This is a genomic window from Xanthomonas sp. CFBP 8152 (assembly GCF_014199025.1).
GTDB classification, from domain to species: Bacteria; Pseudomonadota; Gammaproteobacteria; order Xanthomonadales; family Xanthomonadaceae; genus Xanthomonas; species Xanthomonas arboricola_B.
On the sequence record NZ_JACHNO010000001.1, the window covers coordinates 931,941 to 945,762 of the forward strand.

The 13,822-nt window shown below is 64.0% G+C and carries 11 protein-coding genes; 4 read left to right on the forward strand and 7 right to left on the reverse strand.

Annotated elements, in window-relative coordinates:
* The first annotated feature begins 16 nt into the window (after positions 1 to 16).
* Positions 17 to 625, forward strand: a complete 609-nt coding sequence (locus tag FHT09_RS03810; RefSeq protein WP_016902764.1) for a TetR/AcrR family transcriptional regulator — start codon at positions 17 to 19, stop codon at positions 623 to 625.
* Between the two features lie 106 nt (positions 626 to 731).
* Here the strand turns inward: FHT09_RS03810 and FHT09_RS03815 are convergent, their stop codons facing one another.
* From FHT09_RS03815 to FHT09_RS03825, 3 genes are all read right to left on the reverse strand, one after another.
* Entirely contained in the window at positions 732 to 3,581 is a 2,850-nt protein-coding gene (locus tag FHT09_RS03815; protein ID WP_104605629.1) for a TonB-dependent receptor, read from the reverse strand.
* 241 nt (positions 3,582 to 3,822) lie between these two features.
* Positions 3,823 to 4,659: a hypothetical protein gene (locus FHT09_RS03820; protein ID WP_181141274.1), complete on the reverse strand. Its 837-nt coding sequence runs from the start codon at positions 4,657 to 4,659 to the stop codon at positions 3,823 to 3,825.
* 152 nt (positions 4,660 to 4,811) lie between these two features.
* Positions 4,812 to 5,702, reverse strand: coding sequence for an Hsp33 family molecular chaperone HslO (locus FHT09_RS03825; protein ID WP_104605625.1), 891 nt, complete (start codon positions 5,700 to 5,702; stop codon positions 4,812 to 4,814).
* A gap of 74 nt (positions 5,703 to 5,776) precedes the next feature.
* Here FHT09_RS03825 and mtgA point away from each other — a divergent pair, with 74 nt between their 5' ends.
* The 3 genes from mtgA to FHT09_RS03840 are packed head-to-tail and all read left to right on the forward strand — an operon-like array spanning position 5,777 to position 7,954.
* Complete coding sequence (gene mtgA / locus FHT09_RS03830; protein WP_104605623.1) at positions 5,777 to 6,517, forward strand: monofunctional biosynthetic peptidoglycan transglycosylase; 741 nt, start codon at positions 5,777 to 5,779, stop codon at positions 6,515 to 6,517.
* 2 nt (positions 6,518 to 6,519) lie between these two features.
* Positions 6,520 to 7,566: a glycosyltransferase family 2 protein gene (locus tag FHT09_RS03835; protein ID WP_104605621.1), complete on the forward strand. Its 1,047-nt coding sequence runs from the start codon at positions 6,520 to 6,522 to the stop codon at positions 7,564 to 7,566.
* Positions 7,526 to 7,954 (forward strand): CBS domain-containing protein, encoded by a 429-nt coding sequence (locus FHT09_RS03840; RefSeq protein ID WP_104536001.1) that lies wholly within the window; start codon positions 7,526 to 7,528, stop codon positions 7,952 to 7,954. Before FHT09_RS03835 ends, FHT09_RS03840 begins: the two co-directional genes overlap by 41 nt.
* Before the next feature lie 438 nt (positions 7,955 to 8,392).
* Here FHT09_RS03840 and FHT09_RS03845 read toward each other — a convergent pair whose 3' ends face one another.
* The 4 genes from FHT09_RS03845 to FHT09_RS03860 all read right to left on the reverse strand — a co-directional run bounded on the left by FHT09_RS03845 (position 8,393) and on the right by FHT09_RS03860 (position 13,787).
* Positions 8,393 to 10,357: an AsmA family protein gene (locus tag FHT09_RS03845; protein WP_181141266.1), complete on the reverse strand. Its 1,965-nt coding sequence runs from the start codon at positions 10,355 to 10,357 to the stop codon at positions 8,393 to 8,395.
* A gap of 49 nt (positions 10,358 to 10,406) precedes the next feature.
* Positions 10,407 to 11,051, reverse strand: coding sequence for a hemolysin III family protein (locus FHT09_RS03850; RefSeq protein ID WP_104605756.1), 645 nt, complete (start codon positions 11,049 to 11,051; stop codon positions 10,407 to 10,409).
* 75 nt (positions 11,052 to 11,126) lie between these two features.
* Positions 11,127 to 12,731: a peptide chain release factor 3 gene (locus FHT09_RS03855; protein WP_039519673.1), complete on the reverse strand. Its 1,605-nt coding sequence runs from the start codon at positions 12,729 to 12,731 to the stop codon at positions 11,127 to 11,129.
* Between the two features lie 135 nt (positions 12,732 to 12,866).
* Complete coding sequence (locus FHT09_RS03860; protein WP_080995375.1) at positions 12,867 to 13,787, reverse strand: M23 family metallopeptidase; 921 nt, start codon at positions 13,785 to 13,787, stop codon at positions 12,867 to 12,869.
* Positions 13,788 to 13,822: the final 35 nt, after the last annotated feature.

Sequence of the window (13,822 nt, forward strand, 5' to 3'; positions counted from 1 at the left end):
TGGTTAAATCGCGTCAATGAATGACATTACCGACCCAAGCCTCACCACACCCCGCGCCACGTCCGGTCGCGGCAATCGCCTCAGCGCGGACGATTGGGCACAGGCCGCACTGGACCTGATCGCAGAACAAGGGGTGGGCGCCGTCGCGGTCGAGCCACTGGCACGCCGTCTCGGCGTGACCAAGGGCAGCTTCTACTGGCATTTCCCCTCGCGCGATGCGTTGTTGCAGGCAGCCCTCGAACGTTGGGAGATCTTCGAACAGAAGGAAGTGTTCGGCAGCCTGGAAGACGTCCCGGACCCTAGCGCACGCTTGCGCGCGCTGTTCCAACTGGTCGCGCACGAAGTCAAACCGCATGTGATCTACAGCGAATTGCTCAAGGCACTGGACCACCCGGCCGTGCGCCCGGTCATCGACCGTGTCTCGCAGCGCCGTCTCGACTACCTGATCGCTTCGTTCCGCCAGGCCGGCCTGAGCCGCACCGACGCCCAGCACCGCGCGCGCCTGGCCTATGCCGCCTACGTCGGCTTCCTGCAGCTCTCGCTGCAACTGCAGCAACCCAAGCAAGCCCGCGAAGATTTCGAAGCCTACGTCGAGCATGTGATCCAGACCTTGATTCCGGGGTAGGGTCTCAGGCGCCCGGCATGGATTGATTCCTGATCGTCAGGTAAAGAAAAACCGCGACTCCTTCGAGTCGCGGTTTTTTGGTTACGTATTACATGAGCAGCCGATATCAGAACTTCTGGGTGTAACGCATGTAGTAGAAGCGACCCGGAATTTCGTACTGCGAGTCAAAGCTGTTCGCAAAGGCAGTCGCTGCCTGCGGCGGATCACGGTCAAACGCATTGTTCACGCCAACGGTAACCCGTGCGTTCCACGGCGCCTTCCAGTACGCCGCCAGATCGGTGTAGGTCACGCTGGGAACGTGGTTGCGCGGCGCTGCACCAGCAGCAGTCACACGATCCGGATCCGAGCACAGCAGTGCCACGTTTGCCGGAGTCGCCACATTGGCGCCCGTGCAGTTTTCGACCTGCGAGCTGTAGTAGCGCATGGATGCCGAGCCACCGACGTCGCCCAATTCCCAATTGAGCATCAGGTTGGAGCGGATGCGCCAGTTGTTGTCACGGGCCGAGCCGCCACGGTACAAGCCAACGCGGGTTTCCGGGTCCTGCAGCGGCTTCTCGACCACGAACTTGCTCATGTAGGTCGAGTCCCACACCACGCTGAAGCTGCCCCATGCGGTGTCCGGCAGGCGATAGCCCACGGTCAGGTCGTAACCTTCAGCCTCGATTTTCGCAATGTTGTTCGGCACTGCCAGCAGATTCGACACTTCGCCAGTAGGTTCGCGCTGAATCAGCGAGCAAGCATTGGCGATACCTGCCAAATAGCAGCTGTCTAGAGTCTCCTGCACGGTCTGCGTGTCGATTGCATCTTCGATCTCGATGTTCCACCAGTCCAGCGAGATATCCAGGCCAGTGACCCAGCTCGGGCTGAACACAAAGCCCAAAGTCTTGGACGTCGACGTTTCCGGCTGCAGGTTCGGGTTGCCGCCAGTGGCGGTACGCACCTGCGGGTTGGCCTGAGCGTAGGCCGGCACCGCGCCGCACGAACCCGGACGCGTTCCGTTGACAGAGCCATCGCTGAAGGAGCCAGCGCACGGATCACGCACGTCTTCGAAGGTATCGCTTACGCCCTGGAACAGCTCGTTGATCGACGGTGCGCGAAAACCCTGCGACCAGTTACCACGGATCATCAAGTCGGTGATCGGCTTCCAGCGGAAACCAAACTTGCTGTTGGTGGTGTCGCCGAAGTTGCTGTAGTCCGAATACCGCGTGGCCAGACTGAAGTCCAGCAACTGTGCGCCCGGCAGGTCAGCCAGCAGAGGTACGGCAAGTTCGAGGTAGGCTTCGTCCAGCTTGTAGCCGCCGTTTGTCGCAGTACGTGCGTTGCCAGTGGTGTCACCGGAGTTGATCAGCGCGTCCGGATCGTCAAAGCCCGACTCTTCGCGGTGTTCAGCACCAAAGGAGAATGCAAATGCACCTCCCTGCAGGTCAAACAGCTCGCCGCCGATGTTGCCGAAATAGGTCTTCTGCTCGTACCCATAGAGGTCATGTGCATTGAAGCCAGCGTAACCGAGCATTTCCGGGGTCAACGAGCCCGGGCCGCTCAACATATTCATCGGCACGCAGCCGTCGATCGTGCTGGCTGCGGTACCGCAGCGTGCCACGCCGCCAGCGTCGACGAACGACGGGCCAAGCGCGTTACGCAGGGCAGAAATATTGAACAGGCCGGTAGTGCGATCTGTCTGGTCATTCTTGCCGTAGAACATACCGGCTTCCCAGTTGAAGAAGCGCTGGCCGACTTCGAAATCACCCTCGAATGCACCGCTGAACCCGAACGTCTTGACGTTCTGGGTGAAGATGCGACCGCCGGTCTCTTCGGCACGGTACTGGATGTAGTCGATATCGCGGCCGGTATTGTTGTAGATGTTATTTGCCGAAATAACGATATCTGCGCCGTTGGTGCCGGGCGCGGAGCGACCAAGAACGACCGGCATCGGTGCCAGGATCTGGCTCGACTCGCGCTCGTTGTAGGTCACCGTGGTCTTGAAGCGCACATTGTCCGTGATCGACAGGCCAGCGTCGGCGAATACCGACTTGCGCTCCTGCGGGGTCACCAGATAGTTGGCCGGCGCAAAGTTGTAGCTGTCGGCTGCAGTGTAGTTGCGCGAGGTCGTACCGCCGTCGTTGGTGATGGAGAACCCAGGCGTTCCATTGAAGCGCGTTGCGCCAAAGGTGGGTGTGCCGGTGGCGCTGGTGCCGGTCGGTCCGAAGATGCCGAAGCGACCGCCAGGAATCGTTGTGCTGTTGCCGGTACCGGCGACGGCGCCGAACACCGGGACCGACGAGATTTCGCGATCGCCTGCCCAGACTGGCTCTTCCTTGACATAGCCGACGCCCAACGTGGCGTGCCAACGATCGCCAGTGGAGCCGATCGTGAAGTCGTAGGACTCACGGCTGCCGTCGCCCTTGTCGTACTGGCCGAAATACGCATTCGCTTCGGCGCCATCGAAGTTCTGACGCAAAATGATGTTGACCACGCCGGAAATGGCGTCGGAGCCGTAGATCGTGGAGGCGCCATCCTTCAGGACTTCGATGCGCTCGACGGCAGCAGTCGGAATCGTGTTGAGGTCGACTGCGCCGCCCAGGCCGGTGCCGCCGACCCATCGGCGGCCATTGACCAGCACCAGGGTGCGGTTGGAGCCGAGGTTACGCAGGTTGACGCGGGTTTCGCCGTTGCCGCCGTTGTTGACATTGCTATTGAGCGCCGAACCGCCGGAGCTGATGTTCTGGATCACGTCGCCAATCGAGGTCAGGCCCTGCGATTCGATCTGCTGACGGCTCATGCTGAAAACCGGCTGCGACGTTTCAACGTCCGCGCGCTTGATGCGCGAACCGGTCACTTCGATCTTGTCGAGGTTGGTGGTGCCGGCTTCCTGAGCGATGGCGGTACCGGTACCGCCGACGCCCACGACAAGCGCGAGGACGACTGCATCGCGCAGCTTGTTGGACTTGCAATTCATTAGCTCTCTCTCCAAGTGATCTTGGGTACTGCCAAGGGTTGTTTGCCTGTCGGGGGGTCCGAAAAAAGCGGATCCAAAACGTCAGGGTGAACCGATGGTATATGCGTTATGCGAGAAATTAAAGTCCCGTTAACAAAAAAGAAGAAAGCCGTGAAAGGCGGCCACAGGCATAGGCTCAAAACGCGAAACGCCACCGGCTACGAACCGATGGCGTCAGATAAAATCATTTAAAACCAATGATTTAGAGGTCTTGCTCGTATCGGACGTACGGGATCGTACCGTCGCTGTTGCTCTCGTTGCTCGGCGCAAACGGGTTCTTGCCACGGGAAATGACGTTCTCTGCCCCGACCGTCAACTGGCCGCTCCAGGGGGTGCGCCAGGTCAGACCCAGGCCCAGGCCTTCCCACTTTTCCGGTTGACCTGGGACGTCGACGACGCGGCCGATGACGTTGGCGCTGAAGGCGCCGTAGCCGCCGCCGACGCTCAAGGTCTTGCTGTCCCACTGGTCGGCGATCGCCGGCGAAACGTCGGCCAGCGGCACCAAGCGCGCGCGCGCATAGGTGCCGCCGATCGAGACGAAGCCTTCGCGACCGATGTTCTTCTGCCCGAACACGGTCAGGTCGTTCTGTTCGACGCGGGTCAGCGGCGCCTTGCCGGCGCCGATCAACCAGGCCGGCAGGGTGTCGCGGCCGGTGCCAGCGGTGACGCCGGCGCGGGCGCCAGCGCGGTTGAAGCCCAGGGTCGCCGAGACACGGCGCGATGCAGTGGCGCTGTCTTCTTCGTCATCGCCGATGCCTGCGAGCAGACAGTGGCTGGCGAGCCCGTTGATGTTGGTCCCGCGGCTGCTGTTGCAGATCAGCCCCAGCGAATCGCCGGAGGTCAGGCCGAAGGCTGCATCCAGCGAGTTGCGGCCGAAGTGCCAGCGTGCGCCCGCCTTCTGCTCGCCGGTGGGTTCCAGGTAGAGGAAGGCTTCCACCTTGCCGCTGCCCTTGTTCCAAACCGGCAGGATGGTGCTCTCACGCGACTGCTGGGATGCCGACTGCGCGTGCACGCCCGTGGTTGCCGCGAGAGCAACCAGCAAAGCAAGCGGGAGGCGAAGAAGGTGGCGCATACCAGAGTTCAGACCCAGGGGCAGTTGTTAAGTTCCCGAGAGCGGGCAACGAGAATGCTAGGGCGTTTATGATTATTTAACAAGTAGCCGCGTTCCCCGGAATGCGGCGCGGACGCTATCTATTGCAACCTTTCCGGCGCGTCCAGCGACGGCGGCGCCTCGTTGAAAAGTACGTCCAGCGCGGTCAACGGAAAGTGATACTCACGCCCGCAGAACTCGCAGCGAACCTCGACCTCGCCGGTCGCCTCGGCAGCGGCGCGCGCCTCGTCTTCGCCCAGGGAGTGCAGCATCGAGGCGACCCGCTCGCGCGAGCAGGAACAACCGAAGCTGAGCGGCTTGCTGCCCAGCAATTGGGTGTCTTCATCGTGGAACAACCGGTGCAGCAGGTCCTCGCTGGCGACCGAGAGCAATTCCGGGGCGCCCAGGGTGTCGAACAGCGCGCCGATGCGGGTCCAGCCATCGTTGTCGCCTTCGTCGCCGGGCAGCTTTTGCAACAGCAGGCCGGCGGCCTGGTCCGGACCCGCGGCCAGCAGCAGCCGGGTTGGCAACTGCTCGGACTGCTGGAAATAGGTTTCGAAGGCTTCGGCCAGATCCGGCGCCTGCATGCCGACCAGGCTCTGGTAGCGCTGCGGTTCGCGTGGGTCCAGGCCGGGGTTTTCGATGGTGATCGCCAGCAGCGCGGCCTCGCCCAGTTCGCGCAGGTCGGTGGGGGCATCGGCGCCGTCGGCCAGCTGCACGATGCCGCGCAAGGTGCCGGCCGCGGTGCATTCGGCAAACAGGGTGCGTAGCGTCTGATTGCCGCGCAGTTGCACCGACAAACGCCCATCGACCTTGGTGTGTCCGGTGAACAAGGCGGCGGCCACGGCGGCCTCGCCAAGCAACTGGCGGGCGGCGGGCGGGTAGTCGGCGGCGCCCTGGATGTCATGCCAGGCCTGGGTCAGGCGGACATGGACGCCGCGCACGCCGGCAGCAGGCAGCAGGAAACGGGAAAGCTGATCGTGATCGGTCATGGGTACATCGAACGTAAGGGACGCCGGTTGCCGGATAATGCAACGAGCATCGGGATGAAAGGTCGTAGCGAACAATGGGGACGGATGCATTGGATGGCAAGCAGGGGGCGCCACCGCGGCGCGCGCGGCGCTGGCTACGTTGGCTGTTGGCAGCACCGCTGCTGTTTGCCGCCGCGAGCGTGCTGCAGGTGCTGGTGCTGCGGGTGATCGATCCGCCGATCAGCAGCATGATGGTCGGGCGCTATCTGGAAGCCTGGGGCGAGCGCGATTGGGATTTTTCGCTGCACCAGCAATGGCGCGACTACGACAGGATCGCCGCCAGCCTGCCGATTTCGGTGGTGGCTGCGGAGGATCAGCAGTTTCCGGTGCATCACGGCTTCGACCTGCGGGCGATTGAAAAGGCGCGCGATCACAATGCGCGCGGTGGGCGCGTGCGCGGGGCCAGCACGATCAGTCAGCAGGTCGCCAAGAACGTGTTCCTGTGGCAAGGCCGCAGTTGGGTGCGCAAGGGCCTGGAGGCCTGGTACACGGTGCTGATCGAGCTGCTGTGGCCGAAGCAGCGCATTCTGGAGATGTATCTCAACGTGGCCGAGTTCGGCGACGGGGTGTACGGCGCGCAGGCGGCTGCCCGGCAGTTCTGGGGCAAGGACGCGGCCGGGTTGTCGCCGACCGAGGCGGCGCGTCTGGCGGCGGTGCTGCCCTCGCCACGCCGTTATGACGCCCGTCGCCCCGGCGCCTTTGTGCAACGGCGGACGGCATGGATCCAGCGGCAGGCGCGCCAGCTAGGCGGCCCCGCGTATCTGCAGGCGCCGTGAGCATGCGCACGTCCGGCCCCGCGCAGCTGCCGGTGGTCGCAGACCGCCTGACGGTGGTGATTGCAGCCTATAACGAGGAGACCAGCATTCCGCTGCTGCATCCGCGCCTGTGCGCAGTGCTGGCGGGCCTGAGTGGAGTGCAGACGCATGTGCTGTATGTCGACGATGGCAGCAGCGATGGCACCTGGAGCGTGTTGCAGGCACTTGCCGATGCCGATGTGCAGGTGAGTGCGGTGCGGCTGTCGCGTAACTTCGGCAAGGAAGTGGCCATTTCTGCCGGCCTGGACCATGTGCTGTCCGGTGCGGTGGTGCTGCTCGATGCCGATGGACAGGACCCGCCGGAGTTGATCCCCGAGTTCGTCGCGCTGTGGCGTGCCGGTTACGACAACGTCTTCGGCACGCGGATCTTTCGCGAGGGCGAGAGCTGGTTGAAGCGCAGTGCGGCGCATGCGTTCTATCGGGTCATCCGGCAGTTGTCGCGTACGCCGATTCCGGCCGATACCGGGGATTTCAGGCTGTTGTCGCCGCGGGTGGTGGAAGCCTTGCAGCAGCTGCGCGAGCGCCACCGTTTCATGAAGGGGCTGTTCGGCTGGGTCGGGTTTCGTCAGGTAGCGCTGCCGTACCGGCGTGCGCCGCGGTTGTCGGGGCGCAGCAAATTCACGGTGTGGCGGCTGTGGAACTTCGCGCTGGATGGCATCACCAGTTTTTCCACCGTGCCGCTGCGCGTGGCGACCTATCTGGGCTTGCTCACCGCGCTGGTGGCATTCCTGTTCGGTGGCTGGGTGGTGGTCAAGGCGGCGCTGATGGGCGACCCGGTGGCCGGCTGGCCGACCATGATGTCGGTGATCCTGTTCCTGGGCGGCATCCAGCTGATCGCCCTGGGCCTGATTGGCGAGTACCTGGGCCGCTTGTATGACGAAGCCAAGCAGCGTCCGCTGTACCTGGTCGATACCCACCGTGGCGCGGTGGGAGTAGTCTGCGACCACCAGACCAAGCGCGGAGCGGGCCATGCAGACCGTACGACAGCTGTTGGGGACCAAACAGGTTGAGGTATTCGCGGTCGCGGCAGATGCCGCAGTGATCGAGGCGATCCGCCTGATGGCCGAGAAAGGCATCGGCGCGGTGCTGGTGATGGACGGGCCACGCCTGGTCGGCATCGTGTCCGAGCGCGATTACGCGCGCAAGGTGGTGCTGCGCGATCGCGCCTCATCGACCACCAGCGTTGCCGAAATCATGAGTGCCCAGGTGGTGACCGTGTCGCCGTCGGACACGCTGGAGCGCTGCATGCAGTTGATGACCGACGGACGCTTCCGGCATCTGCCGGTGGTCGACAGCGGCCGCGTGCAGGGCGTGGTGTCCATCGGCGATCTGGTCAAGGCGGTGATCGAGAACCAGCAGCGCGATATCGATCAACTGCAGCGGTACATCGCCAGCTAGAGCAGCGCTGGCTAATTTCCGTGCATCTTGTTTTGAACCGCGCTCCTGGTCGGAATAACTTGAGGAGTCTGGCGGGCAGATAGATCATTTTTGAAGCGTTTGATCTGCGGCCTGGTCGCACGGCCCTTGGCCGCCCACCATCGCGGGACATGCCGCAAGTACATCCTTGTAGGCGCTTACGCGGCATCCATGCCGCGTAAGGGCCCGCGACGGTGGGCGGCCAAGGACCAGTCGAGAGGGTCTGTTTGCATGGTGCAAGCAGTGCATGCCGTGCGGTCTTCGGAGGACTGCGGTCTGATCAGCTGCTTTTGATCCCGGCCATCACTGCAGGTTTCGGGATCACTGCACCAGTCAGAGAAAGTGCATGCGGTTACCGCCTTGCCATTATCGCTACAGCGTTCGACAGGTTTACCGGCCGCCCAAAGTGATGTAGTGCACTTACTTCGCGAACTTGCCGCCGCAGTCGCTGTCCTTGCCGGGACCCGGTTCGAAGGTTGCGAGCAAGGCGGCAGGTGGGGCGATCATGCCCAGGCCAACCGCAAGCGCGCCGCGCAGGCCCAATGCCTTGAAGTCGGGACGGAAGGTCGGGTCCTTGAAGCTGCCGCCAATCCGCAACGGCGAGCGCAGGCTCAGGATGCTGCGGTCTTTCGGACGTGGGCGCAGCAGCAGGTCCAGCGTCTCGTCCTTCAGGCTGATGCTGCCTTCGCCAATGATGATGGTGTCGGTGCTGTCGAAGGCCAACGCGCGCGATTGCATCAGCCCGTCCTGCACACCGAAGTCGCCGAAGATGCAGCGCACCGGAATTTGACGGTCCTTGGTGAACAGATATTTCAGCGACTCGGCGATGTCCAGTCCGGCCAGTTCCATGATCAGATTGCCGACATGACCGCGACCCATGCCGACGCCGATCGTGCCGTCGGCGGTGCCGAGCATCGCGCCGATCGAGTTGCCGCGGCCACGCAGGTCGAATTCGCCACCAATGGCGCCCGAGGCCTGCTTTGCGAGTGCGGTATCGGGGAAGAGCTGATCCAGCCGAATGCCGCGAAGGCCTGCCTTGAGCTGCGTGGTGATCACCTCCTTGCGCGCGTCCATGCGGATGGTGGAGCGAATATCGCCACCGGCAACGCCGAAGTTCAGCGGGTCCAGCTGCAGCAGGCCGTCCTTCAATGTCAGCGAGGCATCCATGTCATCCAGCGGCCACGATGGCGCATTGATGCGTTGCGCACGCCAGCGTACCTGCGCATCCATCGCGCGCAGCTTTGACAAGTCGTAAGGGGTGTGTGGCAGTACGCGCGCACTGGCTGCGAGCTGCGCCGCCTGTTTTTTCTGTTCGGCGTTTGCCGACTCGTTCGCGCCGGTTTTCGGTGGCGCGCCGACGAATCCTGCCAGATCGTCGAAATCCAGGCGTTTGGATGCCAGATCGGCACGCAGGAACGGACGCTTGTTGCGCAGGTCCACTTCTGCAGTGCCAGACAGATCGCTGTCGCCGGCGGTACCGGTGAACTTCTCGTAGCGCCAGAGCTGGCCGTTGCGGCGCAGGTGACCATCGAGCTTGTAGGGCGGTGTCGACGGCATGGCCACACCGGTCAGCGGGTACAGGTCCTGCATATCCTGGCCACTGAGCGCCATTTGCAGCTCGAACACCTGAAACTGGAACGGGTTGGTCAAGGTGCCGCGCACGTGCGTGCGGGTAGCGCCGGCGCTGCCGCGCAGATCGATACGGAACGGGTGCTCGCTCTGGCTCAGCTCCAGCGGCGAGGCGGTGTTGCCCTTGAGCGTAAAGGGATAGCCCTTCCAGCGGCCCTTGCCGTCGATGCCGATCGGCGCTGCACGTTGGTCGCTGCTCGGTGGTGCAAGGCTGTTGATCGCCACATCCACGTTAGAGCGATTGGCTGCATCGATGTATTGCAGGCGCCCGTCGTTCACCAGCAGGCGGCCGAGGCGGGGCATCTTGCCATCGCCATCGTCCTGATCGAATACCCAGTTGCCCGGATGGGTATCGTCGCCGGCTTCCAGCAGGACGGTCGGCTGATCCAGGCGGATTTCCGGCAGACGCACCTTGCCGCGCAGCAGCGGCCACAACTCGACATCGATCTCCGCCGAGTTGAGCTCGGCCATCGGCCCGCGCTTGGACCATGCTGCATTCGCCAGGCTCAGCCGATTGCCGCGCACGGTGGTCGTGCGGCCCAGCTTCACATCCAGATAACCGAGATGGAATTCGCGGCCGGTCTTGGCGCTGACCACGCGCTCGACCGGGCCGCGTAGCCAGTTCCACTGGAATAGCAGCACGAAGATCACCACGATAGCGGCGACGATGGCAAGCCCGACCAGCCAGCGTCGGCGACGTGGCGTGGGGGAAGGTGGTGCAGCTGAGGTGTCGGTCACGATGTTCACGCCGGCCATGGTTGGCGATGGCTCGTGCACGGCGCGCGAACGCGCTGCAGATCGCGCTTCACATCACTTGCGCAATCACCGCAACGAAGTGGCAAGCGCTGCCGGCCAGCACGAACAAATGCCAGATCGCGTGGAAATAGCGCTGGGTGTCGCGCTGGTAGAAGTACGTGCCCAGCGTATAGAAGAGTCCGCCGGCCAACAGCCAGCACAGAGACCAGGTATCGACCGAGCGCAGCAACGGCTGGATCGCTACGACGATCAGCCAGCCCATCGCCAGATACAGCACTGTCGACAGCAGCCGGAAACGACCGGTGAAGAACAACTTGAAGACCACGCCGGCAGCGGCGATCGTCCAGATGGCGGCAAACAGGCCCCAGCCCCAGGAGTCGCGCAGATTGATCAGCGTAAACGGGGTATAGGTACCGGCGATCAACAGATAGATCGCGCAGTGATCGAGTATCTGCAGGCGCGCCTTGGCGCCGGGATGCGGGATGGCATGAAACAGCGTGGAGGCGACGTACAGCAAGACCAGGGTGGCGCTGAAGACGATGGAGGTGGCCAGTTGCCAGCCGTCGCCATAGACGGCGGCCAGCGTGATCAGCACCGAGCCACCGGCCAATGCAGCAATGGCACCCAGGCCGTGGGTGACGGCGCTGGCTATCTCGTCGCACAGGTCGGTCGAGGGAGAGGCGTCTGCGTTCATGCCAAAAAGGTACCGCAATTGCGAGCAATTCGCATTGCCGGCGGGTGCGGTTGCATGCATCGGTTCAAGCCGCGGTCAATCGATCGCCTTGGCATGCGCGTGTTCGCGCGTTGCCGAGAAGCGCACGTCCGGCGCGCGTTCCTGCGCCAGCTGCAGATTCACGCGTGTCGGAGCGAGATAGACCAGCTGGCCGGCCGCGTCGATGCCCAGATTGCCGGCGTTCTTCTCGCGGAACTCCTCCAGCTTCTTGGCGTTGTCGCAATGCACCCAGCGTGCGGTGGTGACGCTGACCGGCTCGAAGATCGCGTCCACGCCGTATTCGTCCTTGAGCCGGTAAGCCACCACGTCGAACTGCAGCACGCCCACCGCACCCAAAATGAGATCGTTGCTCATCAACGGGCGGAAGAACTGCGTGGCGCCTTCTTCGGAGAGCTGTGCCAGGCCCTTTTGCAGCTGCTTGAGCTTGAGCGGGTCGCGCAGGCGCGCACGACGGAACAACTCCGGCGCGAAGTTGGGAATGCCGGTGAACGACAGCGCTTCGCCTTCGGTGAAGGTGTCGCCGATGGAGATGGTGCCGTGGTTGTGGATACCGATCACGTCACCCGGCCAGGCTTCGGCGGCGATCTCGCGGTCGGAGGCCATGAAGGTCAGCGCGTTGGCCAGCTTGACGTCCTTGCCGCTGCGCACGTGCAGTGCCTTCATGCCGGCAGTGAACTTGCCCGAGCACACGCGCATGAAGGCCACGCGGTCACGATGCTGCGGGTCCATGTTGGCTTGGATCTTGAAGACGAAGCCGCTGAGCTTGGCTTCGGTCGCCTCGACCCGGCGGCCGGTGGTGTCGCGTGCCTGCGGCGGCGGTGCGTGCTCGATGAAGAAATCCAGCAGCGGTTGCACGCCGAAGTTGTTGACGCCAGAGCCAAAGAACACCGGGGTCTGCTGGCCGGCGCGGTAGGCCTGCAGGTCGAACGGATTGCTGGCGCCTTGCACCAGTTCCAGCTCGTCGCGCAGCTCGGCCAGCATCTGCGCGCCGATCTTTTCGGCCAGTCCAGGCGCATCCAGCGACGGGAAGATGGTCGAATCCTGACGGGTGAAGTTACGCCCCTGTTCGTACAGATGCACCTCGCCGGTGATCAGGTGCACCACGCCCTTCAGGCGCTGGCCCATGCCGATGGGCCAGGTCACCGGCGCGCACTGGATGCCCAGCACGGTTTCGACTTCATCCAGCAGATCGATCGGGTTCTTGCCCTCGCGATCGAGCTTGTTGATGAAGGTCATGATGGGGGTGTCGCGCAGGCGGCAGACTTCCATCAGCTTGATGGTGCGTTCTTCCACGCCCTTGGCGACGTCGATGACCATCAGCGCCGAGTCCACCGCGGTCAGCACCCGATAGGTGTCCTCGCCGAAGTCGGCGTGGCCGGGGGTGTCGAGCAGATTGACGATCTTGCCCTCGTACGGGAACTGCATCACCGAGGAGGTGACCGAGATGCCGCGTTCCTTTTCCAGCGCCATCCAGTCCGAGGTGGCGTGACGGGCGGCCTTGCGGCCCTTCACCGAGCCGGCCATCTGGATCGCACCGCCGAACAGCAGCAGCTTTTCGGTCAGCGTGGTCTTGCCCGCATCGGGGTGGGAAATGATGGCGAAGGTGCGGCGGCGCGCGGCTTCGTTGGAGACGTCGGACATGGGTTGAGCGCGCCCGGTCGGGCGCCCGCGGAAACTGAGGAAGCCGGCGATTATAGCGGCTTCGCCGCGGCGGGCCTTTGTGGCGCTGGCCGGGTGGCCCGATGTCGGCAGCTGGGCGCTTCCGGGCGCCGTCACTTACGGTGCCGGCGAGGGGAACTGCAACTCGCCCTGCGGGCCCAGCATCCGGAACGGCAATGAGATCAGGCGCATGTCCGCATTGCGCTGGAGCGAAAAATGCAGGTGCGGGGCGGTGCTGAAGCCGGTGCTGCCCGAAGCACCCAGGCGCTCGCCGATGCGCATCACCTGGCCGGGGCGTACCGCCACGCCATCGGGCGCCAGGTGGGCATAAATGGCCATGCTCCCGTCGGCGTGCAGCACCCGCACCAGGTTGCCGCCGCCGGCCGCCTGGTCGTGCGGGCCGCCTTCGATGACGTCGCGCCGTACCTCCATCACCACGCCCTCGCGCGCCGCCAGCACCGGGGTGCCTTGCGGCAGCGCGAAGTCCACCGCGTACCAGTTGGGCGCATCGGTATGGCTGAAGGCCCCGCCAAAACCCTGGTCCACTTGTATCGGCGCATCGCGAAACGGGAGCTGGTAGCGCACTTGCTGCTGCGGGCGGGCCTGCGGATCGCCGGGCACCACGTCGAGCTTGAGTCCAAGCCCGCCCAGGCTGCGCTGGTTGCTGGCCGGATACAGCCGGGCGAGCAGGCGGCGCTGGTGCGCAGCCAGTTGCACCGTCAGCGGCAACTGCGGCACGGCGCGGTAATCCTCGCTGGGCGGTGCGCTCAGCTGCACCTGTGCGGGTCCGGCTAGCGGGTTGTTCACCCATGCCAGATAGGCCGGGGCCTGCCACTCCAGCTGCAGCGCCGGGCCGGTGCCGGGCGATGCGGGCGCCGTCTGCGCAACTGCGCCTGCTGGCGAGCGCGCAGGCGTGTCTGCGGCACCTGGCCAATGCCAGCGTTGCTGCGCGTTGGCGGGTGCGATGCACGCCAGGAACGCAATGAAAAAATGCCAGGCGAGGGCGGGCAGGGCGCCGCGAGACACGTGGTGGGGCACGCGATCGGCTCGAACGGAGGGACATCAAGTATGCG

Coding starts and splice junctions, on each gene's coding strand:
- FHT09_RS03810 (WP_016902764.1), top strand. CDS start 17: ATGAATGACATTACCGACCCAAGCCTCACCACACCCCGCGCCACGTCC.
- FHT09_RS03815 (WP_104605629.1), bottom strand. CDS start 3,581: ATGAATTGCAAGTCCAACAAGCTGCGCGATGCAGTCGTCCTCGCGCTT.
- FHT09_RS03825 (WP_104605625.1), bottom strand. CDS start 5,702: ATGACCGATCACGATCAGCTTTCCCGTTTCCTGCTGCCTGCTGCCGGC.
- mtgA (WP_104605623.1), top strand. CDS start 5,777: ATGGGGACGGATGCATTGGATGGCAAGCAGGGGGCGCCACCGCGGCGC.
- FHT09_RS03835 (WP_104605621.1), top strand. CDS start 6,520: ATGCGCACGTCCGGCCCCGCGCAGCTGCCGGTGGTCGCAGACCGCCTG.
- FHT09_RS03840 (WP_104536001.1), top strand. CDS start 7,526: ATGCAGACCGTACGACAGCTGTTGGGGACCAAACAGGTTGAGGTATTC.
- FHT09_RS03845 (WP_181141266.1), bottom strand. CDS start 10,357: ATGGCCGGCGTGAACATCGTGACCGACACCTCAGCTGCACCACCTTCC.
- FHT09_RS03850 (WP_104605756.1), bottom strand. CDS start 11,051: ATGAACGCAGACGCCTCTCCCTCGACCGACCTGTGCGACGAGATAGCC.
- FHT09_RS03855 (WP_039519673.1), bottom strand. CDS start 12,731: ATGTCCGACGTCTCCAACGAAGCCGCGCGCCGCCGCACCTTCGCCATC.